Annotated in this window: 21 protein-coding genes, 1 other RNA gene and 1 pseudogene; 13 read left to right on the plus strand and 10 right to left on the minus strand. The window is 64.0% G+C overall.

The window, feature by feature from the left end; translation table 11 throughout:
• From KA184_14305 to KA184_14335, 7 genes are all read left to right on the plus strand, one after another.
• Positions 1–1214 (plus strand): hypothetical protein (locus KA184_14305; protein ID MBP8130748.1); only part of this gene is annotated, 1214 nt, incomplete at its 5' end.
• 3 nt (positions 1215–1217) lie between these two features.
• Positions 1218–2462 (plus strand): beta-ketoacyl-[acyl-carrier-protein] synthase family protein, encoded by a 1245-nt coding sequence (locus KA184_14310; protein MBP8130749.1) that lies wholly within the window; start codon positions 1218–1220, stop codon positions 2460–2462.
• A gap of 23 nt (positions 2463–2485) precedes the next feature.
• Positions 2486–4981 carry a GAF domain-containing protein gene (locus KA184_14315; GenBank protein ID MBP8130750.1) on the plus strand — a complete coding sequence of 832 codons (2496 nt, stop codon included), beginning with the start codon at positions 2486–2488 and terminating at the stop codon, positions 4979–4981.
• On the plus strand, positions 4978–6927 hold the full coding sequence (locus KA184_14320) for a GAF domain-containing protein (protein ID MBP8130751.1): 1950 nt from the start codon (positions 4978–4980) through the stop codon (positions 6925–6927). The genes KA184_14315 and KA184_14320 overlap by 4 nt, the downstream gene beginning before the upstream one ends.
• Positions 6902–8287, plus strand: a complete 1386-nt coding sequence (locus tag KA184_14325; GenBank protein ID MBP8130752.1) for a sigma-54-dependent Fis family transcriptional regulator — start codon at positions 6902–6904, stop codon at positions 8285–8287. Before KA184_14320 ends, KA184_14325 begins: the two co-directional genes overlap by 26 nt.
• A 77-nt stretch (positions 8288–8364) precedes the next feature.
• Complete coding sequence (locus KA184_14330) at positions 8365–9264, plus strand: sugar kinase (protein MBP8130753.1); 900 nt, start codon at positions 8365–8367, stop codon at positions 9262–9264.
• Between the two features lie 115 nt (positions 9265–9379).
• A complete protein-coding gene (locus tag KA184_14335; GenBank protein MBP8130754.1) occupies positions 9380–10360 on the plus strand; it encodes a hypothetical protein in 981 nt (326 codons plus the stop codon).
• Positions 10361–10382: 22 nt separating this feature from the next.
• Here KA184_14335 and KA184_14340 read toward each other — a convergent pair whose 3' ends face one another.
• Entirely contained in the window at positions 10383–10808 is a 426-nt protein-coding gene (locus KA184_14340; protein MBP8130755.1) for a biopolymer transporter ExbD, read from the minus strand.
• A gap of 294 nt (positions 10809–11102) precedes the next feature.
• Here KA184_14340 and KA184_14345 point away from each other — a divergent pair, with 294 nt between their 5' ends.
• Positions 11103–12026, plus strand: a complete 924-nt coding sequence (locus KA184_14345; GenBank protein MBP8130756.1) for a diguanylate cyclase — start codon at positions 11103–11105, stop codon at positions 12024–12026.
• A gap of 66 nt (positions 12027–12092) precedes the next feature.
• Here the strand turns inward: KA184_14345 and KA184_14350 are convergent, their stop codons facing one another.
• The 3 genes and pseudogenes from KA184_14350 to KA184_14360 all read right to left on the minus strand — a co-directional run bounded on the left by KA184_14350 (position 12093) and on the right by KA184_14360 (position 14800).
• Positions 12093–12905, minus strand: coding sequence for a glycosyltransferase (locus KA184_14350; protein ID MBP8130757.1), 813 nt, complete (start codon positions 12903–12905; stop codon positions 12093–12095).
• A 109-nt stretch (positions 12906–13014) separates the two neighbouring features.
• Positions 13015–13119: pseudogene (locus tag KA184_14355) on the minus strand (acetyl-CoA carboxylase biotin carboxyl carrier protein).
• A gap of 367 nt (positions 13120–13486) precedes the next feature.
• Positions 13487–14800 carry a Gfo/Idh/MocA family oxidoreductase gene (locus KA184_14360; protein MBP8130758.1) on the minus strand — a complete coding sequence of 438 codons (1314 nt, stop codon included), beginning with the start codon at positions 14798–14800 and terminating at the stop codon, positions 13487–13489.
• 272 nt (positions 14801–15072) lie between these two features.
• On the opposite strand from KA184_14360, the gene KA184_14365 reads away from it, so the two are divergent.
• Positions 15073–15906 (plus strand): alpha/beta hydrolase, encoded by an 834-nt coding sequence (locus KA184_14365; protein ID MBP8130759.1) that lies wholly within the window; start codon positions 15073–15075, stop codon positions 15904–15906.
• Positions 15792–16763 carry a TIGR02757 family protein gene (locus KA184_14370; GenBank protein ID MBP8130760.1) on the plus strand — a complete coding sequence of 324 codons (972 nt, stop codon included), beginning with the start codon at positions 15792–15794 and terminating at the stop codon, positions 16761–16763. The genes KA184_14365 and KA184_14370 overlap by 115 nt, the downstream gene beginning before the upstream one ends.
• Here the strand turns inward: KA184_14370 and KA184_14375 are convergent.
• The gene (locus KA184_14375; protein MBP8130761.1) at positions 16760–18079 is read right to left on the minus strand and encodes an anaerobic sulfatase maturase; all 1320 of its coding nucleotides are present in this window, start codon (positions 18077–18079) and stop codon (positions 16760–16762) included. The genes KA184_14370 and KA184_14375 overlap by 4 nt on opposite strands.
• A gap of 100 nt (positions 18080–18179) precedes the next feature.
• Positions 18180–18578, minus strand: coding sequence for a peptide chain release factor-like protein (locus KA184_14380; protein MBP8130762.1), 399 nt, complete (start codon positions 18576–18578; stop codon positions 18180–18182).
• A 707-nt stretch (positions 18579–19285) separates the two neighbouring features.
• Here KA184_14380 and rnpB point away from each other — a divergent pair.
• Positions 19286–19667, plus strand: an RNA gene (rnpB, locus tag KA184_14385) — RNase P RNA component class A.
• Between the two features lie 12 nt (positions 19668–19679).
• Here the strand turns inward: rnpB and KA184_14390 are convergent.
• The 3 genes from KA184_14390 to KA184_14400 form a co-directional block, all read right to left on the minus strand.
• The gene (locus KA184_14390) at positions 19680–20492 is read right to left on the minus strand and encodes a PIG-L family deacetylase (GenBank protein MBP8130763.1); all 813 of its coding nucleotides are present in this window, start codon (positions 20490–20492) and stop codon (positions 19680–19682) included.
• Between the two features lie 27 nt (positions 20493–20519).
• A complete protein-coding gene (locus KA184_14395; GenBank protein MBP8130764.1) occupies positions 20520–21524 on the minus strand; it encodes a prepilin-type N-terminal cleavage/methylation domain-containing protein in 1005 nt (334 codons plus the stop codon).
• 78 nt (positions 21525–21602) lie between these two features.
• A complete protein-coding gene (locus KA184_14400; protein MBP8130765.1) occupies positions 21603–23822 on the minus strand; it encodes a PIG-L family deacetylase in 2220 nt (739 codons plus the stop codon).
• 147 nt (positions 23823–23969) lie between these two features.
• On the opposite strand from KA184_14400, the gene eda reads away from it, so the two are divergent.
• The gene (eda, locus tag KA184_14405; protein ID MBP8130766.1) at positions 23970–24623 is read left to right on the plus strand and encodes a bifunctional 4-hydroxy-2-oxoglutarate aldolase/2-dehydro-3-deoxy-phosphogluconate aldolase; all 654 of its coding nucleotides are present in this window, start codon (positions 23970–23972) and stop codon (positions 24621–24623) included.
• A gap of 57 nt (positions 24624–24680) precedes the next feature.
• On the opposite strand, the gene KA184_14410 is transcribed toward eda, so the two are convergent.
• On the minus strand, positions 24681–25664 hold the full coding sequence (locus KA184_14410) for a methyltransferase domain-containing protein (GenBank protein MBP8130767.1): 984 nt from the start codon (positions 25662–25664) through the stop codon (positions 24681–24683).
• A gap of 121 nt (positions 25665–25785) precedes the next feature.
• Here KA184_14410 and KA184_14415 point away from each other — a divergent pair.
• Positions 25786–25944, plus strand: a 159-nt coding sequence (locus tag KA184_14415; GenBank protein MBP8130768.1) for a 50S ribosome-binding GTPase, incomplete at its 3' end; no start/stop codon positions are given.

Here is a 25944-nt window from a genome sequence, read left to right on the forward strand (position 1 = left end):
CTTTTCTCCTCGCAGCCTCGGAATTCGTCGATGGCTGCATTGTCGGAGACGGGGAACCGACGGTCGTTGCCTTGGCGGACGGTATGCGCCTCGCACACAGCTGGACGAATCTGCCCAACCTGGTTATTCGCGAAGGCGCTGACATCCGTGCGGCGCGCCGCGAGGAAATCCTCCGGCTCGACGCCTTGCCATGGCCCTGCTACCGCCGGGAGTATTACCCGGCGATATATGGAGGCGGCAAGTTCCGCGTCTTCACCGTGCGCGAGAGCAGGGGTTTTGACCACGTGCCGCACACAGCGCAGCGGTCGCCGTTCGAGCCGCATCAGGTGCGCGTGCGTTCGCCGCGCAGGGTCTGCGACGAACTGCGCGCGTTGAGCCGGGACTGCGGCGCGCGCGCGTTTCACTTTCTGGGCAGCGCGACGCCCGCGGCGGCGTTCGACGCGATATGCCGCGAAATACTGGGTGAGTGTCTGCACATCTGCTACAGCCGGGCGGGGCATGTCCGGCACACGGACCCGGCCGCCGTTTCCACGCTGCGCGACTCGGGTTGCCGTGCGATCCAGTTTCAGGTCGATACGGGCAGTCAGCGCCTGCTGGAAGACTATTACGGACATGATTTCGGAGTTACCACCATCGAGACCGTGTTCCGGGCATGCCGCGATGCCGAGTTGTTCATCGAGGCCCGGTTCACGTATCCCTGCCCGGAAGACGACTATCACGCGCGCGCTGAGACGTTGCGGCTGGTGCGGCGCAGCCTGCCTCATGCGGTACGGCTTGCGCTGCCGGAAGCGGCGCCCGGTTCAGACTGGTGGGATTTCGCGCGGGAATTCGGATTCCATATCGACCCGCGCGCCGTAGCGCATTGGGCGGCAGCGGCGGCGGACCCCTTTGCGGCGCCATACGCGCACGCGTCTCACGGCATGAAGGGCCGCCGGGCGGCCGAAATCCGCCGCGAGTACACGGGACTCTTGAGCGATCTTCAATTCGAGGGTTTCCCGACCGCGGTCACGGCGCGGGAGGCGCTGCTTGCGCGCCTGTGCGGTCAGCACAACGCGGAGGCGAGTTACAGCGAGCGGCTTCGCGAATTGCTTTTCGTGGGCGATGCGGAGGCGCTCGCGGCACAAGTTCGGGCGTTCAACGACCGTGCGGTGGTCCCGGCAAACACCATCCCGTTTGTCCCCTACACGTCGGTGCGCGCCGCCGTGGGGAATTGAGCCATGACGCCGGTCCCCGTCGTCATTACGGGGGTGGGCGTGCTGGCCTGCAACGGGCTGGGCCGGCGCGCCTTCTGGGATGCCCTGGCCGCCGGGAAATCCGGCATCGGCCGCATCCGCCGTTTCGATGCTTCCGAGTTCCCTTGCCAGATTGGCGGGGAACTCTGGGAGTTCTCACCCTCGGATTTCATGGGCAAACGCCTGGTGCAGCACTGGCACCGGCACGTGCATCAGGCCGTGGCGGCGGCTCGCCTGGCCATTGAAGACGCGGAACTTCATGCGGGCCGCTATCCCGACGACCGCCTCGCCGTGGCGGTAGGCACGAGCATCGGGTCCCCGAACGAGGCCTATCAGGAGCAGGTCGAGGCCTTCGAGTCCGGGGGATTCCGCAAGGTGAGCAAGTTCGCGTCGTCCGCGTTTTCGGGCCATGCGGCCACGGCGCACGTTTCTATCGAATTCGGGTTGCGCGGCCCGGCGGTCACGGTCGCAAGCGGTTGCGCGACGGGGCTGGACGTGCTCGCCTGGGGTGTGAACCAGATACGCCTGGGCAATGCCGACGCGGCCGTCGTGGGCGCCACGGAATCGCCGCTTTTCCCCATGTCCTTCGCGACCCAGTGCTCGCTGGGTATTCTGTCCCGGCGGAACGACGAACCGGAAAAGGCGATGCGGCCCTTTGACCGGCGCCGGGACGGCATCGTGCTGAGCGAAGGGGCGTGCACGCTGGTTCTGGAACGTGCGGACTTCGCGCGGGCCCGCGGCGCGCGGGTGTTCGCGGAAGCGGCGGGCAACGGCTCTGCCGCGGAGGCGCGCAATCCGCTTATCCTGGAACAGGACGGGCGCGCTCTGGCGCGTGCGGCGCGGATTGCGCTGCGCGAGGCAGGCGCGGAGCCCGCGGATATCGACCTTATCCAGGCTCACGGCGTGGCCGTCGAGATGTATGATCGCTGTGAAACAAACGCTTATAAGCAAGTGCTCGGAGAACAGGCTTACCGCGTGCCCGTTTCTGCTGTAAAATCTATGGTGGGCCAGGCCTACGCCGCGGGCGGGCTGTTTGGCGTGGCGGGCGCGTTGATGGCCTTGCAGGAGGGCATCGTTCCGCCCACGCGCAATCTGGATGAGCCGGACCCGCAGTGCGACCTGGACTACGTGCCGAATCAGGCGCGTCTGAATGACGTGCGTACGGCGCTTGTGGCGTCGATCAGCTTCGGCGGCACGCACAGTGCCGCCCTATTGCGGCGATGGAATTGATGTTTCCTCTGGACCAGACAGCTTTGGCAAGTCTGCTCCTTGGCCTCACGGCGGTGTCGAGCGTGGCCATGGGCGGAGTGGTCCTGTACCGGAACTCGGGCAAGCTGTCCCATCGTATCTTCGCCCTGCTCACGCTCAATCTTTCCTTGTGGGCGCTGGGCGTACTGGTGATCATCCACTGCCATACGCCGGATGCGGCCCGGCTCTGGATCAAGGTCACGTTCATGATCGCCGGTTTCCTGCCGGCCACCTTCTATCACTTCTGCGGCTGCTTTCCCAGTCATCGATTCCTGGGGTCGCGCGCGGTGCTCGCCGGGCTCTATTCGGGCGCGGCGCTGGTCGCCATCGCGGCGCATACCCCCTGGTACCTCTACGAGCTGTCCGTTTTCCCTGACGAGCCGCCGCTCGTTGTGTATGGCCCGGCCTTCATGAGTTTCGGCGTATTCGTTGCCGCGTCGATGGTCGCCTCGTTCGGCAACCTGGTGACGAAACTCCGCGTAGCCGCGGGCGTGCAGCGCCGCCAGCTCGAACACGTCTTCCTTGGCGTATTCGCCTCTACCGTGCTCGCCACCGCCACGAACGTGCTCGCGCCCGTCATGAACATCGGGTCTCTCGAACTCTACGGGCCGTGTTTCATGGTGTTTCTCATGGGCGTGCTTGCTTACAGCATGATTCGCTACCAGTTGCTGGACATCTGGGTGATCGTCTCGCGCAGCACCGTCTATGCGATTCTTACGGCGGCGGTCGTGGCGATTTTCCTCGGCTCCGTCGCCATCGTGCATTACCTGGTCAGCGCGACAGGCCACGCGCGCGACCTGTTGACCACGGCGCTGGCGGCCCTGCTTATTGCACTGGTCATCCAGCCCCTCCGGGAGCGGGTACAACTCGTGCTGGACCGGGCCATGCTGAAACGGCGCTACGATGCGCGCCTGCTCATGGAGCGTATCAGCCGCGAAGCCGCGCAATTCATGCATCTCAACTCGCTGCTTGCGCGGGTTTGCGAAGATATCCGGAACACGCTCGGCGTGTCGCAGGTGCGCGTCGTGCTCGCGGGGGAAAAGCAGCGCGACACCCTGATCACCGAATACTCGACACGCCCCGAGGAAATTGGCCGGGAAAGCATCGATTACGACTTCCTGCTTGCCTACGTAGCGGAGCACCCTGAACCCATCGTGCTTGAAGAGTTGCTGCACAGCCGCCCCACGCCGGCTCGTATCCGTATTGCGGAACAGGTGGCGGACCTGGACACCTTTCTCTGCGTGCCCCTGAAAACGGCGTCTGGCGTAGCCGGGCTCCTGCTGCTGGGCGAGAAGACCTCGCGCGACATCTACACCAATGAGGACATTACCCTGTTCTCCACCTTGGCGGGCCCGCTTGGCGCGGCCATTGAAAACGCCCGGCTGTACCGGAAGATTGAGGAGGTCAACCTGCACCTTGAACGGATCATGGCCAACATGCGCGGCGGCGTCGTTGCCGTCGGGGTAAACGGCGTGATCACTACGGTAAACCAGGGCGCGCGCGACATCCTGGGCGACGTGCGCGCGGGACAGCGCATGGAAACGCTGCGTCCGCCGCTGGGGGATCTGCTGCGCCGCGCCCTCGCGGAGCAGCGCCCGATCAGCGATTTTGAAACCGTTATCGTGGGACCGGACGGCGAGAACATCCCGGTCTTGATTTCCGCTTCGCTTTTGGCGCGCAATGAACGCGAGAGCCTCGGCGCGATGGCGCTCGTTTTCAATCTGACGATGATCAAGCGGCTTGAAGCCAACGTGCAGCGCGCGGACCGGTTGTCGTCGCTGGGCACGGTCGCGGCCGGCATGGCGCACGAGATCAAGAATCCGCTGGTCTCGATCAAGACCTTCACGCAGCTTCTCCCCACCCGCTATCAAGACCTGGAATTCCGTACGACGTTTTCGGAGATCGTCCTGCAGGAAGTGGACCGCATCAACGCCATCGTCACGCGTTTGCTGGACTTCGCCCGCCCGAAACCGGTGCGGTTCGCGCCGCAGAACGTGTGCCGCATCTTGCAGGACACCCTCACGCTTGTCGAGAGCCAGACGCGCAAGCTCGGCATCAAGGTCAGCGCGAACCTCATTGAAGGCGACCGTGAAATCAGCGGCGACGACCAGCAATTGCACCAGGTCTTCCTCAATCTGCTGCTGAACGCCATCGACGCTCTGCAGGACAGCCGCGAACGCCAGATCACCGTGACCATGCGGTATGACCGAGCGCACCTGCGCCGCAAGGATGCGCCCCCGCTGCTCGACGCGGAATGCGTCAAGATTTCCATCGCTGACACCGGATGCGGCATCCCGCAGGACGCGCTGGACCAGGTGTTCACGCCGTTCTTTACCACCAAGGCCAACGGCAGCGGGCTCGGTCTCTCGGTGGTGCAGGGCATTGTCAGCAGTCATAATGGAGTCATCGACGTGTCGAGCATTCCCGGCATGGGCACGCTCTTTACGCTTACCTTTCCACTTCTAACAGCCGGACAGCCGGCGCAGAGGCACACGCTATGAGAGTGATTCTCGTCATAGCCGAGGAGCGGTCTATCCGCGAATCCATACGGGCGGCGTGGCCCGAGGGAGACCTCCTGCTTTTCGAAGACCGCGTCGAGGCGGCCGGCCGCCGCCTGGTCTCGTTGCAGGCGGACGCTATCGTCCTGGACGACAGCCCCGGTCTCGGCATGGATGCGTTGGCGCCCATCAAGGCGCTGGCCCCTGGCACGCCGGTGATCGTCCTGACCGCGCGCGGCGACCTCGTCACGCAGGCAGCGTTTGCCCGATGCGGCGCGGATGCCTGCGCGCCCAAGCCGTTCTCGTGCGAGGCGTTGCGCGCCGAGGTGGAGCGCCTGACCGCGCCCCCGCCGGTGCAGGAGGCGCCCCTGCCCTCATCGGCGCCGCATGGAATGCCGGGCGCGCCGCTGCTGCAACAACACCAGATGGCGTTGCGCTGGTTGAGCCGCGCCTCCAGCCACAGCGAAGACCCGGGGCGGCTTAGCCACGCCTTGATCGAGGCGACGGTCGACATATTCGGCGCGGCGCGCAGCGCGGTCCTCCTTGAAGAACAGGGGCTCGTGCGCGTCGCCGCGAGCCAGGGCCTGCCCGACAACATCGCCCAGCCGCTGCGTCTCAGCTTCTCCGCCGGGTTGATGCGCTGGTTCGACGCGCACGCCTGCCTGATTGACCGCCATGCCGTCGAAGCACCCGCCGCGCCCGCCGGCCTGCACGCCGCGGCCGCGGCGAAGGAAATGCGGCTCCTCCACGCCGTGCTGGGCGCGCCGTTGATTCGCGCGGGCCAGGTATTTGGGGCCGTGCTGCTCGGCGAGCGCGTCGCGGGCGGCGCGTACACGGTCGAGGAACGCGAACTGCTCGCGCTCGTGGCGCGGTGTGTTTCGCTGGCCTTCGATCGCGCGCAGAGCCATGCCGAAATCGCGCGGCGCCAGGCGCGGCTCGACCGCGTGCTCGCGCACATCAACGCGGGCGTGGTCACGATCGCGCCGGACAAGACCGTCGTCATGATGAACCAGAGCGCCGAACGGCTGCTGAACGTGAGAGCCATCGACCTTGTGGGAAGAAGCGTGCAGCGGCTCGGCTCCGCCTTTGCCGACGTGGTGCTGCGCACCTTGTCCGATGGCACGCCCCGGCTCCGCTGCGAATTTCACGACCCGGCCATCAACGCGACGCTCGGGCTCAGCGCGACGCCACTCGGCGAGGAAGGCGTCGTGGTTGTATTCTCGCGTCTGCCCGAACGCGACGAGGGTCACGACGAACTCGCGCTCAGCCCCGTCTGGGGCTATCTGGCTTCGCGCGTGGCGCAGGAAATCAAGAACCCGATGGTTGCCATCAGCACATACGCGCAATTGCTGCCCAAGAAGTACGACGCGCCCGACTTCCGCGACTCGTTCTCGGACGTCGTGCAGAATGAGGTGGCCCGCATCAACGCCGTGGTCGAAACGCTGTATGCGTTTGCTGAAACGCCGCGCCTTGCGCTCGAAGCCACCAATGTCGACGAAGCCGTCCGACACGTGCTGGACGTGCTGCGCGACGAAATGCGCGAGCACGCCATCACGGTAGACGCGGAACTGCAGTCGGGCGGCGCGCAGGCGGAAATCGACTCGCACCATTTCGGAACCGCGGTCGCCAATGTCTTGCGAAACGCTATCGATGCGATGGCGCACGGCGGCACCTTGTCCGTGCGAACCAGCCGTGAAAACGGCTGTATCGAGGTGCGCGTTACGGATACCGGCCCCGGCATCGCACAACAAGACGCGGCCAACGTGTTTTTGCCCTTTTTCAGCACCAAAGAACGCGGCATGGGATTGGGACTTGCTATTGCGAACCGCATCATGAAACAACACAAGGGCGATATCCGGCTCTTGCACAGCGAAAAGGGCGGCAGTTGCTTCGCGCTGCAATTGCCCGCCTCGGGAACACCCCATGCAAACCATACTCGCGGTGGATGACGAATACAGCGTTCGCAAGTCCTATGAACTGGTTCTGGGCGGCACATACCGGTTGTTGCTTGCGGAAAACGCCGTGCAGGCATTTGAACTGCTCGAACAGCATCACGTGGATTTGATCATCCTGGACCTTATTTTGCCCGGCATTACAGGGCTCGATTTTCTCGCGCGGCTCGAGGAGCAGGGCGAAATCATCCCCGTCATCGTGGTCACGGCTTCCAATAATGTTCAGACAGCCGTGGACGTGATGAAACGGGGTGCACGCGACTTCGTGGTCAAGCCCTTCGACGTGGACGAACTGCTCCGCCTCGCGGACCGTGTCCTGTGCGAGCGGCGCAAGCAGCGGGAACTGCTCGCGCTTCGGGAACGCGACGCCGCCGGCTTCGAGCAGATCATAGGCGACGCGCCCGCCCTGCTGGGCACGCTTGCGAAGGCGCGCCAGGCCATGCAGGTCGATTCGACCGTGCTGATTACAGGCGAAAGCGGGACCGGCAAAGACCTTATCGCGCGGGCCATTCACTGCGGCGGCAAACGGGCGGACGGTCCTTTCGTCCCCATCTCGTGCTGCGCTATTCCCGAACAACTCGTGGAGAGCGAACTGTTCGGGCACGTGAAAGGCGCATTCACCGGCGCGATGGAAACGCGGGTCGGCAAACTCGAAGTAGCGGACGGCGGCACGCTGTTTCTTGACGAGATAGGCGAAATGCCGCTCGACGCACAGGTCAAGCTGCTGCGCGTGCTTCAGGACGGCTGCTTCTATCCGGTCGGTGCGTCCAAGACCATCCACGTGGACCTCCGCGTGATATGCGCCACCAATCGGAACCTGCAGGAAGCGGTGCGGGAGGGCAGGTTCCGCGAGGACCTCTTCTATCGCGTCAATGTGCTGCAGATCGAGATGCCGCCGCTGCGCAAACGTCGCGAGGATATCCCCAGGCTTGCCGCGCATTTCATCGCCCAGCAGGCCCCGCACCTGAACGCGCGCTGCACCGCGCTCGCGCCAAAAGCTCTCGCCCGGCTCGCCTCGTATTCGTGGCCCGGAAACGTGCGCGAACTCGAGAACACGATACAGCGGCTGCTCGTGATTCACAGCGCTGAGACCGTGTTGCAGGCGGAGCACCTCGAAGAGATCCTGCCTGGTTCCGGCCCCGAAGCGGCGCGGAATTTCGAGGAATTTGAGGGTTTGCCGCTGGAGGAGGCCGTCAACCGGCTCGAACGCCACCTGATCCTGCGCGCGTTGGATCGGGCCAATTTCGTGCAGTCGCAGGCGGCCGACCTCCTGGGCACGACGCGCCGTATCCTGAAATATAAAATGGACCATCTGGGCATTTCAGCGCCCGGCGAACCAGATAGCCTGGCGGGTTGAATGCAAGACGCAATCCTGTCAGTTGGAAGTCAGGGGCGGGATGTCCGCGCCGCTACGCGAAGAAGGGAGAAAGCAGCGTGCATATTACCGTTGTAGGTTCCGTGGCGTTGGACACCGTGGAAACCCCTTGGGGCAAGAATGAGGACGGGCTCGGCGGCGCGGCTGTCTATTTTGCGCTTGCCGCAGCCAATTTCAGCCCGGTGCATCTCGTGGGCGTCGTGGGCGGCGATTTCCCCGACCGGCACCTGCAGCTTCTGGCCGCGAAGGGCATCGACCTCACCGGACTCGAACGCGCTCCGGGCAAGACATTCCGCTGGGCCGGACGGTATCACGCCGACGTCAACCAGCGCGATACGCTCGACACCCAGCTCAATGTGTTCGAGAATTTTCGTCCGAATGTCCCGGAAGCGGCGCGCTCGGCCGACTTTCTCTTCCTCGGCAACATCCATCCCGCGCTTCAGGCGGATGTGCTTGCGCAGACGCGGCCCCGTTTCGTCGCCATGGACACCATGAACCTGTGGATTGCGACAACGCCGGATGCCTTGCGCGCCGTGCTGCGGGAAGTGGACGCCCTGATCATCAATGACGCCGAGGCGCGTCAGTTGACGGGCGAGGCCAATGTCGTAGCCGCCGCCCGCGGTGTACAGGCGCTGGGCCCGGAGATAGTAGTCGTCAAGAAGGGCGAGCACGGTGCGATGCTGTTCGACGCAACCCGCGAGGTCTTTGTCATCCCCGCGCTTCCACTCGATACCGTGGTGGACCCCACGGGCGCGGGCGACAGTTTCGCAGGCGGTTTTCTCGGCGCTGTCGCACAGGCGGGCGACACTTCGCCCGCAACGTTGCGGCGCGCCGTCGCGTATGGCACGGTAGTCGCTTCCTTTACGTGCGAGGCGTTCGGCCCGGCGCGGCTTGCGGACATCACCCCGCCGGATATTCAGGAACGCCTTGAGGTGTTGCGGCGTCTATCGGCATTCTGATATCGGGCTTCGAGGCGGATCAGGGAGCGGCCGCGCGCGGCATGCTTGACCGGGAGCAGTCTCCTGGTTCAGCCTCGAAGCGTGAACGGTTCTCGAGGCATGGGCAGACGGACACATGCAATCGGCGATTGACAATGAATACACATCCCTGCCGGGGATTCTCGCCGTACTGACGGAATTGCTGCTGATACCGTACGTGGCCTGGGGCATCTACAACCTGAGACGGCGATTCCGGTTTCACGACGACATCCCTCCGATTGTCGAAGCGATCACGTTGGCGCTGGTAGGCGTGTTCGTGGCCGTCGAAGTGCAAGTGCTCGAATACTGGTTTGAAAAGGCGGCCGCCTATGTGATCTTCGCGATACTCGGCCTTTTCACATCGGCGGTGGCGCTTTACGGGCATATGGCCATCTCACTCCTATCCTGGCTCATTGTGGATTTCATGATGCCCGGGCACCGGGGCAACCCCGACCACCCGCGCATGGGGCCTGAAGAAGCGCTGGAACACCAGCGCGATTACGAAGGCGCGCTTGAGGGCTATCTTGTGCTCGCGCGCATCTATCCCCGTGACACGGAGATTCCCATGCGCATCGTGAACAACTTGCTGCGTCTCAACCGCGAGAAAGAGGCGCCCGCCTGGCTTCAACGCGCGCTCGCCTGTTGTTCCACGGGAGAGGAGGCGGCGCCGGTCGTGCTGCGCCTGTGCGACGTGTACGAGCGGCATCTCGACGACCCGCGGCAGGCGCGCGAGACGCTGCGGAGTTTCCTGGCTCAATACCCCGGCGTGAAAGAAAGAGAAGCTCTGGCAGAGCGCCTGGGGCGCATCGGCACCGCCATTGTCACCGAACACGCCGCGCAACTGACGCGTCTGGCGGAAGCCCCCCTTGCGCCGCCGCCGGCCCCGGAACCCGGCCCGAAGCCGCGCCGCCGCACGAGACTCGATGTCGCGCCTATCCAAGGCCCGATAGCTCCTTCCGAACCATCCTCCGCGGACAAGGCCGAGGAGCCGGAACCCGCGAAGCCCGCGTTGAGCATCGAAGCCATCCGGCCGCCCGGCCCGCATCCTTCCGGGACCAAGCCGACGGGCAAGAACTAGCGGCAGCGGCATCCGGGCGTTCCTACGGCGTGCCCGCGGCTTCCTTGATTTGCGTCGGGATTACCAGATGGACCGCGCCTGCCTGGCGCGCGGCATCCATCGCCGCAACCACCGCTTGAAAGGGCGCGGCCTCGTCCCCCCGCAACACGATAGCCGCTTCGGGGTCCCGCTGCAGAAGTGCGTTCAGTTCCGCATCCAGGGCCGCCGCATCGACTCGCCGTCCGTTCCAATAGAAGTCACCGGCGGCGTTGACCGCAAGTTCATGGGTTCCCTGGGCCTCTTCCATGGCGGTCGAGGAACGGGGCAGAACGACATCCACGCCCAGATGCGACCGGAACGTCGATGATACGGTGAAGAAGATAATCAGAATGAACATCACGTCCACGAGCGGTGTGATATTGATGCCAAGACGTTTCCTGGAACGCCGCGTCTGAAAAGGTCCGTCCATACTCGGGCTGCTCCGCTGGCGGCGCGGTTTTCCCGCCTGCCTCCAAGGCCACGGGCCGGGTTTTCCGCCCCGAGCCTGTGCCGTTCCGCTGCTGGGATACGGGGGAAGAGGGACGTTTAAACCCTTAGGCGAAGCTATTTTACGTGGGTTGAGCCTACGGAAACAACTCATTGAATTTACCCTTGACGGCAGCCGAAATTTGCGCAAATACGGCAGTGTAGGGTACACTCATGACGGGTTCCGATGGATAGTCATTGAACCTGAAGCCAAGTAAGGTGTGTGCAGGGGTATATTGTGAAAAACTGGCGCGTGTGCGTGGCGGACGACGATGTTGATGCGGCATCCGTCCTGGTAGAAGGTCTTTCGGCCAATAACTACGAGGCCTACGCAGTCCACTCGGGTGAAGCGGCCTTGGCGGCCTGCCGCACGGGGGAGGTTGACCTGCTCCTGCTGGATGTGTCCATGCCGGATATGGATGGTTTCGCTGTTTGCCAAGCTCTCAAGGAAGACCCGCACACGCGCGACATCGGCGTTATTTTCGTCACCGTCCATGGTTCGGACGAAGATGTGAAGCGGGGCTTCACGCTGGGCGCGGCGGATTACGTTACGAAGCCGTACAATCTTCCCATCGTGATGCTGCGCATCGACTCGATCATGCGCACGCGGCAGATTGACGATGTGCTTCGCTCCCATCCGGAGCCTATCTTCGACACTGCGTACACCGACCATCTCACGGGTCTGCGCAACCGGCGTTACCTCATGGAACGTCTGCAGGAGGAGGTGGAGAAGGCGCACCGCTATAACCACCCCGTTTCCTGCGTGCTGGTCGAGGTGGACGAACTGCACGCGGTCGAGGAAGACCAGGGCACGGCCTCGCTGGACGATATCCTGGCGGAAATCGCGCTGGCGTTGCGCAACGCGTCGCGCAACTACGACGTACTGGCGCGCTACGACGGCGCCATCTTCGCCGCCGTGCTGCCCCATTCACCGCTCAAGGAAGCTATCTGCTACGCCCGCAAGATTCTGCATGAGATCGACTCCGTCACCTTCAGCGACCCCTGTTTCCCAACGGAAGCCGGCATCAGTATCGGCGTGGTGACGTGCCACAACAGCAAGGCCAAAGGCGCGGAGCAAGTGCTGGGCGAGGCCATGAAGAGCCTGCTCAAGGCCAAGAGCCGTCCCCACGAGCGCATTATTGGCGTCGACCTGAACGATTGACCGTTCCGCCCTGTTCCGGAATCCTGGAAGGCGGCAGGGGTACTCGTGCAGCGGACGGGCCCCGTTTCACGCGCCGCGTGCTTGCGCTTTTGTCTCCAAGGTCCGCTCGATATGGCTGCAGCGCTCTTCAAGCCGGTTCCGCCACGAATTCCTGGCGGCCACCGCGCGCCGCGCCGCCTGGCGTTCCGGGTTATCCTCGGCAAGGGCGCGGTCGGCCTGCCGTACAAACTCGTCGTGCGTCTCCGCGAAGGAGACTACGCCATCGAGGCCCAGACATTCCGGCAACTTTGGACAGACTACCGGCTTGCCCCCCGCGAGATATTCCTGAATCTTCATTGGGTAGATGCCCCGTGTCGCGTCGTTGATCGCATACGGCACGATGGCCACGTCCATACCCTTGAGGTAGGCGGGCATGTCCTCCAACGGGCGGTTGTCCATCACGTGCACGTTAGGGTATTGCCGGAGGGGCGTCAGGTCCACCGGACCGCGAATGGGCCCGAGCAGGGCAATAGACCAGTGAGGGCGCTGAGCGGCCATATACACAATCAGCTTCGGGTCGAAACGGGCCGGTTCAATGACGCAAATCGCGCCGATGCGGGGCCGGGAAATCCGCGCGAGGTCGTCCGGCACGGCAAGGTCCGGGTCATTGGCCCGGGAATAGTGCGCCACGTCGCCCGCGGGCAAGACCACGTGCGTCTCCGGGCACAACCCTTCGCGGCGGCTGCGCATATGCCGCGAGAAGACAAAGAGCAGGTCCGCGTTTGCCGCGAGGCGTCTGTCCATCCAGTCCACCAGTTTGCGCCCGGCGCGCTCCTCGATGTAGTTGGCCCATTCATCGCACACGTCGTGAATGCCGAGCACGTGCGGAATGTGGTGCACGGCGCCGCCATGGATCGGCGAAAAGTTCCACAGAATCGGGTTCTGGAAGCCCAGTTCGCGCGCGTAGCGGCGCACCATGCGGGCGAGGAAGAAGCCGTTCGCGGCAAGCGCGCGCCGGGCGACCCGGAACGGCAGATGGCCGACCGGCAGGAAGCGCTGCGGCGGCCGGAACACGAACAAGCCGGGCAGGACCTGCTGGACCGCCGGCCCCACCCACGCGCCCGCGCTCAGCACGTCCTCACCCTTGAGGAATCGCAGGAACGAGCGGGGCATATCCACGTACAGCACGCGATTTGACTCAGCGAGCAGCCGGGACAGATGCTGCGGGGTGCTCTTGACGGCGTGCCAGTCCGCGTAGGTGAACACTATGATGTCGTGGCCATGCAGCATGATGTCCCATCTTCCGGCGGTCCGGCGGGTGCTTTCCCTGGGGCACCCGCTTCAGTCGGCGGGCACGGGCTCCGGATGAGGCCCCATTGTAGGCCAACGCAGGACACGAAATCACAGGGACGTGCGCGGAAACGAGGAGGGCGGCCGGCTTGGAGCCAGCCACCCCGCGATTGCTTCGCGCTCCGTGTTGCTCAAGCCAGTTGGGGCACCTCGAATCCTTCGCGGTACTGGCGCTTGACCAGGGCGTTCGCTTCGCTGCAGTCCGTAAAGGATTCCGACGCCGGGTCAAAGTTGAGCGTGTGGCCGATGCGATACGCGATGTTGCCAAGGTGACAATGCACGCAGGAAAGATGCGCGGGCAGCACCGGCGCCGTCACATCCGCCACATTGCGCGAGCGCACCGCCTTGAAGAAGTGGGCGAATTTGGGCAGACCCTCCGGCTCCGGCTCGGTCACTTCGATCGGCTTGCCCTTATAGTCGAAGAAGCCGCGCCCGCGCACGTAGTAGCCTTCCGTACCGAAGAAGCTGTTGCCGCAATCGCCGCCTTCCGCCTCCTGGAAGGAACCCAGGTTGCGCACCTCGAAGGTCATCATGCTTCCGTCCGCGTACGTGAACTGGGTCGCCTGCGTGTTCGGCGTTTCGCCATCGTCGTCCCACTTGTAGCGCCCGCCCGCGCTCGTTACCTTCACCGGCAGGCCGCGATTGTGGCCCCAGCACGCGATGTCCATCTCATGCACGCCCTGGTTGCCGATTTCGCCGTTTCCATATTCCCAGACCCAGTGCCAGTTGTAATGTACCAGCAGCCCGCGCGGACGCTCCGCATCGACATTAACGAGATACGGCTGGTCCTGCGCCGGCCCCTGCCAGAGCGGCCAGTTCAGATATTCGGGTGCATCCGCGGGCGCGCCGTGCCCGATTGCCATGCGGTTCCCGTTCTTGTATACGTAGCCGCGCGAGTGGACGATCTCGCCGATAAACCCCTTGTGCATCAACCCGATATCGCGGATCAGCGTCGGATTTGACCGGCTCTGCGTGCCGTGCATCACGATGCGTCCCTGTTTCTCCGCGGCGGCGACCACCTGCCGCCCTTCCCAGATGCTGTGCGCCATCGGTTTCTCGATGTAGGCGTCCTTGCCCGCCTGACACGCCCACACGGCGATCAGCGAATGCCAGTGGTTCGGCGTAGCCGTGCTGACCACATCGATGTCCGGGTCGGCCATGACGTCCCTAACGTCCACATAAGTCTTGGGCGCACTGCCCTGTTTCCGTTTTACCAGCGCCACTCCTCGCGCCATGACCCGCTGATCCACGTCGCACAGCGCGACGATTTCCGCGTCGGGCTGTTCCATGATGTTTTCAATATGGCTATTGCCCTGCCCGTTGAACCCAATTACGCAAGCGCGGATGCGATCATTCGCGCCGAACACCTTGCCCTTCGCCATCGTCCCGGCAACTACGACGGCCGCAGCCGAAGAGCCCAGAAACTTCCTTCTTGAAATGCCCATGACATCCTTCTCCCAGACGGTTGGCTTATGTCTTTTTGTTCGCCACGGCGGCGAATGCCATATCTTATAGGACCGAAACTCGAAAATGCAGGTTTCGAGTGTGGGCTGCGGCCGTTTCCGTATGCAAACCTGCTACCGGTCCTGCCGCCTTGAAAAACCGATTGGGGCAGTCGCGGCGGTGATATGCGGCTTGCGGACTGGATTTGCGCGGTCCTGCCGGGAATAATGCGGCGTTGCCCGAAACGGCTGTGCAAACAGGAGCGACGAGACCCATGGATCATGCAGAACACGGCTGCATAAACAACGGCGGGGTCAAGATCCACTACGCGAGCGTGGGGGAGGGGCCGCTCCTGGTAATGATCCACGGATTTCCTGATTTCTGGTATTCGTGGCGGTTCCAGATGGAGGGGTTGTCCGACGCGTACCACTGCGTCGCCATGGACCAGCGGGGTTACAATCTCAGCGACAAACCGAAGGGCCAGGCGTGTTACGACATTACGCTGCTCGTGTCGGACGTCGTGGCGGTCATCGACCATTTCGGCGCCGAGAAGGCGATTGTCATGGGACACGACTGGGGCGGACTGGTCGCGTGGACGCTCGCGATGCTGCAACCGCGACGAGTCGGCAAGTTGATCATCTGCAACCTGCCGCACCCGAGGGGCATCTCCCGCGAACTGGCGCACAATCCTGAGCAGCAGGCGAATAGCGCCTATGCGCGCGCGTTCCAGCAGCCGGGCGCGCATGAAGCCATCAAGCCGGAAATGCTGGCCCTGTTTGTGGCCAAGGAAGACGCCGCGCTGCGTGAAACCTATGTCGAAGCGTTCCGCAATTCCGACCTGGAAGCGATGCTGCATTATTACAGGCAGAACTATCCCCGCGAACCGTATGTCGAGACGACACAACCGCTCCCGCCGGTCCAGGCGCCGGTGCTGCTGTTTCACGGGCTGAAAGACGCCGCGCTGCACCATCACGCGCTGAACAACACGTGGGAATGGGTGGCCGCGGACCTGACCATCGTGACGCTGCCCAACGCGGACCACTGGGTGCATCACGACGAAGCGGCCTACGTGACAAACACCATCCGCGACTGGTTGAAGCGGCATTGAAGAGGACCTCTAATGGAAAGAACTCCCATGACCTAAAGCATGACTTGCTTCTTGTCTCCGTGTGCGGTCTGCAAGGAGGTTCGGGCGGTATCGGGACAACCTTGAACCGCCTGTACGAACAGGTTAACCGGCCAGAGTTCATTTATCCTGACCCGCTGGCCGCGGTTCTGCGCTATTCAGACCCGGCGGACCAGGAAGTCGTGGGCCTGATCGCGGCGGCCCTGGCGTTTGGGAACGTGAAGACGATCCTCCGCAGCGTGGGCGCGGTTCTGACGCGCTTGCCGCGACCTGCCGCTCAGTTGCCCGCCGCGGAATCGCAGGAGTTGCTGCGGTTGTTTGGGAGTTTCCGCCATCGCTACGTGCGGGGACGCGAATTGGCGGACCTGCTGTCGGGCATAGGGCGCGTCCTGCGGGCCCACGGCTCGCTGGGCGCGTGCTTTCAAGCCTGCGCGCGCCCGCAGGAAACGGACTACAGGCTTGCGCTGACGCGGTTTGTCTGTGAACTGCGGAAGGGAGCGCGGCTGGAGAACAACTATCTGCTGCCGGACCCGCGGCGCGGCAGCGCATGCAAGCGGCTGTGGCTTTATCTGCGGTGGATGGTGCGGCAAGACGCGGTGGACCCGGGCGCGTGGCCGGGGCTTGACCCCGCGAGGCTCATCGTGCCGCTCGACACGCACATGCACCGCATTTGCCGGAAGCTGGGCTTTACGGAGCGCAAGCCGGCGGATTTGCGCACCGCAGTGGAAGTGACGGAAGCGTTTCGCCGCATCTGCCCCGAGGACCCGGTGCGTTACGATTTCGCGCTGACGCGACTGGGCATCTTGCGCATCGAGGCTGACTTCCCAACGGCAACTTAGGCCCGGCGGCCGCAGCACTTCTTGTACTTGCGGCCACTGCCGCAGATGCAAGGCTCATTCGGGCCGGGCGCGGTTTTGCCCTCGGCATTCAGATCCTGCGTGCGCACCCGGCGCATGACGTTTGCCGCGGGCCGGCCCATGCGCAGTTCGTTTGCCATGAACCGCATGTACGGGTCGATGTGCGTGAAGAGGTGCTTGTAGCCCTCGCACAGATAATTCAGCCCCGGTTCGCCGCCCGGCGTGCGGAGGAAGCGGTGCTTGGGGCATTCGCCGTGGCAGACGAAATGCACGGGGCATTCGCGGCAGTAGCGCGGCAGCGAGTCGCGCTTGTCCTGCCCGAATTGACGCTGCGCTTCCGAATTCGCCAGTTTCGCCAGACCGTCCTCGACGATGTTGCCTAGGCGATACTCGGGGTACACGAAATGGTCGCAGGCGTAGAGGTCGCCGTTCGATTCGAGGGCCATCGCGTCGCCGCACGTGCTCCGGAATACGCACAACGCGGGCTCTCCGCCCAGCCATGCGGGCAGCGTCACATCGATGATCTGGACGAAGTACCTGCCCACGTCGTTGCGGACCCACTCGTCGAAGATGGCGGCCAGGAACTTGCCATATTGCAGCGGCTCGACCGACCACTCGGTGACGTCCGCGGCGGCGTGGTCCGGCGTGACCAGCGTCAGTCCCTCCGTGCCCTGGTCCGGCGCGCGCCGCTCGACAATCGGTATGAATTGCAGGAACCCACTCCCCGCTTCTTTGAGGAAGCGGTAGACCTCGAGCGGACTGCGCGAATTGTGCCGCTGCACGCACGTGAGCGTGTTGAATTCGACGTTGTGTTTCTTCATGCACGCGATAGCGCGCATGACCCGCTGGAACGTGGCATGCTGCCCTTTGTCCACGCGGTATCGATCGTGACACTCCTCGGGGCCGTCGATCGAGAGTCCCACCAGGAAACGGTTCTCGACGAGAAACGCGCACCACGCGTCGTTGAGCAGGATGCCGTTCGTCTGGAATGAGTTGCTGACGCGCTTGCCGTTTGCGTATTGCTGCTGCAGCGCGACGGCGCGGCGGAAGAAATCCAATCCGAGCAAGGTCGGTTCGCCGCCCTGCCACGCGAAGATGACTTCAGGCGTCTGCTGCGATTCGAGGTACTGCCGGATGAACGATTCGAGCGCCTCCGGGGTCATGGCCCAGTCGGCGCGGCCGGGATGAAGTTTCTCCTTCTCGAGGTAGAAGCAATACGTGCAGTCGAGGTTGCAGATCGGGCCCGTGGGTTTCGCCATCACATGGAACGCAGGCAGGACCCGGTTTTCAGCGGCCATCATTGTTGCCTTTCCCGTCTCGGGCAAGAGCCAAGGGTCGCATGAGACTCATGGGGCCAAGGGGACCGCACGTGGGATTGAACACCGTGTCTTCCACCAGTCATTTCCCTTCCGAGCCGCCGCTCGCGTGGGGGGAAACGCCGGCAGCCGCTTTTTTGCGCGCGCGGCGCAGTCGCCGCGCTTTCTGTTTGCGCGCTTGGTCGCGCCGCTTCCCCTCGGGGCTTTCGCGGCCCAGCAACCGCTCCTCCAGCAGTTCGCACAGGCGCCGCCGCGCGAGAAAGCGATTCAAGGCCTGCGAGCGCGCCCGCTGCATCTTCACCTCTATGCCCGACGGCCCATGCGTCAACTGCACGCACGTGTTCGACCGGTTCACCTTCTGGCCACCGGGCCCGCCGCTCGTGACGAAGCGTTCGTCCAGGTCTTCTTCGTGCAGGTCCAGGCGCGCCATGCGCGCCAGGAGGTCAGCTTCTTTCGCGGCGGTGACTCCGAAACGGCTCATACGTGTTTAGAACCTCGAGAGTTTATCGTCAAATCACAATAGTGGCTGGAACTTGGTCCAGTCATCGATTCCCAACCCTGGGATTGGGCGGAAATGCCGCTCATTATTCGCGACAACCCAGTAGCCACAACTCAATACAGTTGCTCCCATCATCAAGTCAGAGTCATCCAATCTCTTGCCGCTGCGCTCCAGATAAGCTTTGAATCCGGCGAATACCTCCATTATGGCGCGAGAGACCTCGACAACGCGAAACAGCCTGCCAATCCTGCGTGCCCGCCTGTTACGGCGTGATTTCCTGATGTCGGCGGCGATAGCCCCGGCGCCACGCCTGTCCGGCCGCGGACCGGCAAGGGCAAGGAAAGCTCTTGTTGCCTCCTCGGGAGATTCAATGGAGCGGTTCAGGTACGCCTGGAGTGTGGTGACAGCCTCCTGGCTGATCGGCCCGTTATCCTGGGTGGCCCTGCTCAGCCAAGGCCTGATAAAGGTCGTTGTCGATGCCTTTTACCTGCAAATTGGCCGTGATGATGCTTCTCAAGCGGCTCGACCCGTTTCGACGTTGCCATTCTAGCCGAGGTTTCGTGGAAGGGCAATTCAATTTCATGAAAGTCTGCAGACTGACGGGGCGGGGGCGGTCAGCGGTTCTCTTGGGGAGGAGTTGTGCGCGGACAGTAGCCAACCCGTTCCCCAACATGTCATACTGCTTGTCGCGAGCAGGCCGGGCGGTCGCGGCGGGCTTCGGCCCGGCGAGGAAAGTCCGGACTCCACAGGGCAGGGTGCTTGGTAACGCCAAGGCGGGGCAACCCGACGGAAAGTGGAACAGAAACGACACCGCCGATGGTCCGCCGAAGCCTCCGGCGGAGACGGGCACAGGCAAGGGTGAAATGGTGCGGTAAGAGCGCACCGGCGCCGTGGCGACACGGCGGCCGTCTAAACCCCACCCGGAGCAAGTCCAAATAGGGGAGCAATGGCGTGGCCCGCGCCGCTCCCGGGTAGGATGCTGGAGCCGCGCGGCGACGCGCGGCCTAGAGGAATGGCCGCCTCAGGGTTTCGGCCCCCAGACAGAATCCGGCTTACAGGCCTGCTCGCGTTTTTCTGCTTCCGTCAGTCGAGGATGCGCCCCTCCTTCAATGCGCGCTCGTATTCCCCGGAGACGAGGCACTTGTCGCCGAGCGCTTCGCTCAACGGATCGGCGTCTTCGCCGCAGAAGCCCAGGTGCGCATGGCGCCGCCACCCCTCCGCGTACTCGAAAACGACGGACCATTCGCCCACCTTTCGCGACATGTCTTCCATGGCGTGGAGGTAGCTGTCGAGGCCCTGGCTGACGTCGAGCCACTCCTTCTGACTGCGATGGCAGGCAAGCGCTTCCCGTTTCTGCGCGAGCACGCCGGTGACATCCACGAACTGGCCGGGCCGCACGACGCGGCGCAGGCTGTCGGTGAGGCCATAGGGCAACGCGTGGTACAGGGTAACCTCTTCCGCAACGGGTTCGCGGGCCGGCGTGGTCGTGAAATTGCGCATGCCGCGGAAGAAACCCGCGCTCACGGCGAGCCGGCACGCGTGGATGTGGTCTTCCATGTAGTCCTGGGGCGAGGGAACAAGCATGATGGAAGGGCGGACCTCGCGCACGACGGCGCAGACCTGCTTGAGCAGGGGCTTGGTGTAGAGGATGTCGAGGTCATCGACGACCGGGTCGTGGAGATGCGCGCCCAGCGCCCGCGCCGCGCTGCGGGCTTCCTCGAGCCTGCGCGCAATGATGGCCTCGCGCGTGAGCGTGGCCGTGCCGCACGAACCGTTCGCAATGTTCATCATGTGCAGTTCGTAGCCTGCCATCCTCAATTGAAGCAGGGTGCCCCCCATCATGAATTCGATGTCATCGGGATGCGCCCCGATGGCCAGCGCTACCGGTTTTGGCATGGTCGAATAGTCCCTTTCATTGCGCGGTCACGTCGCGAGCAGGGTCAGTAAACCGACGACGACGGCGACGCCGCCGTTCACAGGCGGCGTACCCTGCTCCTCGTAACGCAGGAAGTCCACGTGGCCGTCCAGGTACAGCACATTCGAGCCGCCCGGCACGTGATTATAGTCGGAAGGGATGGTCGATAGCTGGTCGAGCATGACAAAGACGGTGCTTTGAGCCTGGGCCGTGGCGGCGGGATTGTTGATGTCGGTGACGAGAAAGCGTTCTATTCCTTCGCGCAGCCGGTAGATGCTGTTTCCGCCGCCGTTGCCGGTTCCCGGGACGCCGCTCATATCCAGGTCCTTGTCCGCGATCTGGTTGGCGGCATTGACCCGGTCCGGGGACGCCGATTCGGGGCTGGAAAGCACGTCGAGGTACTGCACGTTTTCTTCAAGCAGGCGGGTTACCCCCGCAATCAGCTGGGCCGACGCCTCGGTGGTGGTGACGCCGCTGACATCCGCGCCGGTCATCGCGGCAAGCGTCAGCAGCGGCGCGACAGGCAGCACGCCGTAGCGCGGGTCCGTGCGGTCCATGACCCAGCCGAGGTAATTGTAGCTCGAATCCGTCGCGCGCGCGCAACGCCGGTAGTTGTTGCTGGCGCAGCCGAAACAGAACACGTCCGTGCCGTTCTTGGCGTACGCAACCTCGCTGTCGAGGCCCGAGTCGGACGGACAGAACGTGATCATCGGGTCGTTCAGGTATTCCGGATACACCTGCCACATGTCCGGGCCGACGTCGAGAATGTGGACCGGGTCCCCGTTGCACTTGGGCCGTACGCCGAGCTGCAAGGTGGGCCAGCGCTCGCCTGGGTCCTCATTGGCGTACATCTTGAACACCAGCCCCCATTCTTTCAGGTTGTTCTGGCAACTGGCGCGGCGCGCGGATTCGCGGGCCCGCGCCAGCGCGGGCAGCAGGATTGCCGCAAGGATACCGATAATCGCAATGACCACAAGCAGTTCGATCAGGGTGAACCCGCGTCTCGCGCTCATGACCGCCCCGCTCCTTTGTTCGTGCCCGAAGGCGGCGCACTGCCCCGCTGGTGTTTCGCGTTCAGGATAGCACGGCTGTCATTCAAGCGCCAAGAGATTCGCGAAGAGACGCAGCATCCCGGGATGCAGTTCGCGCAGTTGACGGTGCCAGGCCAGCGCTGAGTAACAATACAAGCCCTCGCCATGCCGTGTAATCAGGCATGCTCCGGGAGGAATGTCCTCCCCGGGGTCATTACAGGCAAGGAGCGGAGTATAGGCGGTGTCCCAGCGTTCGGGGAAATACAGGCCCCGTTCCTGCACCCAGCCGTCCCAGTCGCCGGGGCGGATGAGATTGGGCGCGCAAAACAGCGGATGGTCCGGCGCGAGCAGGGTGACCGGCGCGTCCTCCCGTGTCACGCGGTTGCGGGACAGGTGGATGGGGTAGGGCGCGTATTCCGGTTTCCAGTCGAAGGTCTTATGATACATCACGATGAGCGTGCCGCCGCGCCGCACGTAGTCGAGCAGCGCGCGGTTATTCGCAACCAGGTCCTGACGGTATTGATACGCGCGCATGTCTGCCAGGATGACCCCGCACGCGTCGAGCGCCGCGGCATGGAAATCCCGGTTCGTAAGCGAGACATGCGGCAGACCCAGCTTGAGCAGCGTCGTGCGCAGTGTGTCGTCGTAGCTCTCGACAAGACCGGCGCGCTCGATGTCCGGCAGGCGCAATTCCACGACGCGCACAACCGCCGTCGCGGCTTCCGTATCCTTGCTCAGCCGCGCGCGGAGCGCATACATTCCTTCCGTGACGGCCTCAGGCAGGCGCAGTGTGACTGGCAGGCATTGCTGTTCGTTTTCGTGCTCGAATTGCAGCGGAAAGACTGGTGCCTTCGCGGACCAGCCTTCGGGGACTTCGAGACGCAGTTCCTCCGTTCGCGCACCGGGCGCGCGGTTGGTGCAGAGGATATCGAGGCGCAGCGCGGCCGTTTCCGTTGCCCGCACAAGATACGGAGCGTCAAGGAACAAGACTTCCGTAGGCGCGCCGACCTCAACCCGCGCCCCGGCGTGAATAGGCAAAACGTCACTGCGGACCGCGCGGGCCGTTATCCGAATCTGCGGATCGGACGTGCGCGCGTCAAAGACGTGTTCGCGCGCGGGCAGGGTGAACGGCGCATCATCCGGCACGGTCAGCGTGTATTCCCATGTGGCTTGACCATCGCGCAGGGGTACAGCGCCGGAGAGCACCGGGCTGTCCGAATCGCTCCAGGAACACGAAAAAGCGGTGGTGAGTGTGTCCTGCCGCCCGAAGTCGGTTAGCGTCGCCTGAATGTGCACGGCTTGGCCGGGCACGACCACAGGGTCGTCCACGCGGGTTTCCAGGCGCAATTCCGCGGCGCACGCCGCCGCGCGGAGCAGCTTCCGGGTCCCGAGTTCATCGGTGTACGGCTGCGCCCGCACCACGCGCAACAGCGCGTCGAGAACTTCGGCGCGACCGGCGGACGGCGGCGGCAACTGCTCGCGGCGTAGCTCCGGTCCTGCCGGAATTCCGGCAAAGAGGGGCCCGGCAATCTCTTCGTTACCGTTCTGAGGGATATCCGGGGCTGTCTTGATGAGGTCGTAATGGACTTTCGGGCGTCCCGTCAGATATCGCTCGATAAAGAAGGTCATCCCCTGAGACGCGTGGGCGCGCAGGGCTTCCGCGGCAATTTCGGCGTAGGTCAGGCCGCGCGCGGGTTCCAGCTCCGAGATGTCGAGCGTGACCGAACTGCTCTCCGGCGTCCAGGCACGGATATAGAGGCGCAGTGTTTGCCAGGGCGCGAGTCCCTGCCCGATTTGCTCGGGGAACGCGGCCGGGTCCGCCGCCCGGTCAAAGGCGTCCAGAACGGCTTTGCCAATGGCCTGGTGATGGCCGTGGTCCTGGTCGCGCCCGTGATGCGTAATAATGACATGGGGGCGGGTCTCGCGGATTTTCCCGACCATGCGCCGCAGCGTTTCCTGTTCGCCCCAAATGGCCTGCGTTTCCCCGATTGACTTGGAATACCCGAAGTCCGGCAGGTCGAGAAAGTGCAGTTCGGCCCCTGTAATTGCGGCTGCGGCTCGCATCTCGCAGGTGCGGATGACCGCGAGGTCTTCATATAGTTCCGGGCCCGCCTCGTTCTGCCCACCCTCGCCGCGCGTGGCAATGACCGCGTACGTTTGCACCCCATACTTATAACGGTGCAGCGCCAGCGTGGCGCCATCTTCGTCGTCCGGGTGCGCGGCGACGCACAGGAGCCGGAAGTCATTGCCGAGGTCACGTAGTGCCTGCCGCAGCGCCATCTCCCCGAGTTCCCGGGCGCATGCAGGAGACACGCAAAACACCCCCCACAGGCACAGGAGACAAGTCGCTTTCCGCATGCGGCGTAGTATAGCATGCCCGCGTGTCAGGAACCGGCAAGTGGCCGAAGCGGGGAGTTATGGTGCCTTATGGACAAGCTCGATATCCTCAACTTTATGCGGGAACACGGGATCATCGCGATTGTGCGCGCGGACACGGGGGGCGACGACCTCGTGCGTATTGTGGAGGCGGTGGCCGAGGGCGGCGTCCGGTGTATCGAAGTGACCATGACGACGCCCGGCGCGCTCGAATGCATCGAGACGGCCTCGCAGAAACTCGCGGGCGCGGACGTGCTCATCGGCGTGGGGAGCGTGCTCGATACGGAAACGTGCCGGCTCGCTATTCTCGCGGGCGCGCAATACGTCGTGTCGCCAGTCATGTCGGACCCGGTCATCAAGACAGCTCACCGCTACGGCAAGCCCGCGCTGCCTGGCGCGTTCACGCCGACGGAAATCGCGAACGCGTGGCAGCATGGCGGCGACCTGATCAAGGTGTTTCCGTGCAGCGTGGGGGGGGCTGATTATGTCAAGGCGGTCCTCGCGCCGATGCCGCAGATTCCCCTCGTGCCGACGGGCGGCGTGGATGTGGACACGATCCAGGACTTCGTGAAGGCCGGCGCCGTGGCCTTGGGTGTCGGCGGCAATCTGATCAGCAAGGAATTGATGAAGAAACGGGATTTCAAGGGACTGACCGAAAACGCCCGGCGTTTCGCGGACGCGCTTCGCGCCGCGCGCGGGCAGTAAGCGCTCCGCACACCGGCATCTGGCACGGCGCTGCGCGGCAAACAGGGCGTGGCGCCGTTATTTTTCCGCGACCCACAACCGGGACGCGAAACCGAGGTCGGCGAACCGGCCCGGCTTGAATCCCGCGGCATCGGTCCATGCGCTTACCTCGCCGCAGGTGTACGTGTCCCCTTCGCCGGTGTGCACGAGCATGTTCAGCGCGAACACGAGGCTGAACGCGGGCCCCGTCCGGTCTTCGTCGACGAGGAAATCCTTGATCACGAGCATACCGCCCGGCGCGAGCGCGGCGTGGCACTTCTGGACCAGTGCGCGGTTCGCCTCGGGCCCGAAGGAATGGATGATGTTTGACACGAAGACCAAGTCGTAGCCGCCGCCGAGGTCATCGCGCGCCAAGTCGCCCTCGATGAAGTCCGCGCGGCCGGTGAGCCCCGCCGCTTCCACCTGCTCGCGCGCGATGGCGACGACCGGCGGCAGGTCGAACAGGGTCGCATGGAGCCGCGGATGCGCCTTGAGAAAAGCGATGCTGTACGCGCCGGGGCCCGCGCCGGCGTCGAGCATGCGGCGCGAGCCGGAAAAATCGACGGCCTCCAGCACGGCGGGCGCGCCGTGGCGCGCGAGGTCGGCCATGCCGAGGATAAACGCGCGCAGTTGTTCGGGGGTGCGGTCGGTACGCTCGCGCATGATGGCCTTGCCCGTGCGCACGGCCCGGGCCAACTGGCCCCAGGTCTCATAGGCGTTCGCGGAATGTTCCAGGATGTGCGTCTGGTCCGCGGGGGCGCCGGGCACCAGGCACTGCGCGGCAATCGGCAGGTTGCGGTAACGGCCCCGCTCGGACGCAACCAGCTCGATCGCCACGAGCCCGTCCAGCAACATGCGGATGCCGCGCGGGTCCCAGCCGACGCACTCGGCCACTTCCGCCGCGGTGCGCGGCCTTTCGAGATGCTGGAATACGCCCGCCTTCAGCGCGGCGAACAGTATCTGCGCGTGCTGGTAGCCCCGGCACAGCAGGTTCAATCGATTGATGAGGTCGCGTGGGTTCATGGGGCGTCTCTTTCCGGAATGCGCAAGGCTTCTTTTGTCGCAAGATACCTGTATAATTCCTGTCTGGACACAGGTAAGTCAATCATCAAAAGCCAGCAGGAAAGGGAACGGCGCGGAGTTCATGAGGATCGACACGGTAGAGTTCGTGAAAAGCGCGTTGCGTCCGGAGGAGTACCCGCGCGACGGGCACCCCGAGATAGCGTTCGTCGGGCGGTCGAACGTGGGCAAATCGACCCTGCTGAATGCGCTCCTGAACCGCAGGGGCATCGCGAGAACCAGC

Source organism: Candidatus Hydrogenedentota bacterium, assembly GCA_018005585.1.
In the GTDB taxonomy this organism is placed as follows: Bacteria; Hydrogenedentota; Hydrogenedentia; order Hydrogenedentales; family JAGMZX01; genus JAGMZX01.

What these genes read in the sequence shown, in the direction of transcription:
- KA184_14375 (MBP8130761.1), bottom strand. Translation starts at nt 18,079, where the DNA reads ATGGCCGCTGAAAACCGGGTCCTGCCTGCGTTCCATGTGATGGCGAAA.
- KA184_14325 (MBP8130752.1), top strand. Translation starts at nt 6,902, where the DNA reads ATGCAAACCATACTCGCGGTGGATGACGAATACAGCGTTCGCAAGTCC.
- KA184_14340 (MBP8130755.1), bottom strand. Translation starts at nt 10,808, where the DNA reads ATGGACGGACCTTTTCAGACGCGGCGTTCCAGGAAACGTCTTGGCATC.
- KA184_14360 (MBP8130758.1), bottom strand. Translation starts at nt 14,800, where the DNA reads ATGGGCATTTCAAGAAGGAAGTTTCTGGGCTCTTCGGCTGCGGCCGTC.
- KA184_14310 (MBP8130749.1), top strand. Translation starts at nt 1,218, where the DNA reads ATGACGCCGGTCCCCGTCGTCATTACGGGGGTGGGCGTGCTGGCCTGC.
- KA184_14400 (MBP8130765.1), bottom strand. Translation starts at nt 23,822, where the DNA reads ATGGCGCTGCGGCAGGCACTACGTGACCTCGGCAATGACTTCCGGCTC.
- eda (MBP8130766.1), top strand. Translation starts at nt 23,970, where the DNA reads ATGGACAAGCTCGATATCCTCAACTTTATGCGGGAACACGGGATCATC.
- KA184_14370 (MBP8130760.1), top strand. Translation starts at nt 15,792, where the DNA reads ATGGGTGGCCGCGGACCTGACCATCGTGACGCTGCCCAACGCGGACCA.
- KA184_14365 (MBP8130759.1), top strand. Translation starts at nt 15,073, where the DNA reads ATGGATCATGCAGAACACGGCTGCATAAACAACGGCGGGGTCAAGATC.
- KA184_14410 (MBP8130767.1), bottom strand. Translation starts at nt 25,664, where the DNA reads ATGAACCCACGCGACCTCATCAATCGATTGAACCTGCTGTGCCGGGGC.
- KA184_14390 (MBP8130763.1), bottom strand. Translation starts at nt 20,492, where the DNA reads ATGCCAAAACCGGTAGCGCTGGCCATCGGGGCGCATCCCGATGACATC.
- KA184_14320 (MBP8130751.1), top strand. Translation starts at nt 4,978, where the DNA reads ATGAGAGTGATTCTCGTCATAGCCGAGGAGCGGTCTATCCGCGAATCC.
- KA184_14395 (MBP8130764.1), bottom strand. Translation starts at nt 21,524, where the DNA reads ATGAGCGCGAGACGCGGGTTCACCCTGATCGAACTGCTTGTGGTCATT.
- KA184_14380 (MBP8130762.1), bottom strand. Translation starts at nt 18,578, where the DNA reads ATGAGCCGTTTCGGAGTCACCGCCGCGAAAGAAGCTGACCTCCTGGCG.
- KA184_14335 (MBP8130754.1), top strand. Translation starts at nt 9,380, where the DNA reads ATGCAATCGGCGATTGACAATGAATACACATCCCTGCCGGGGATTCTC.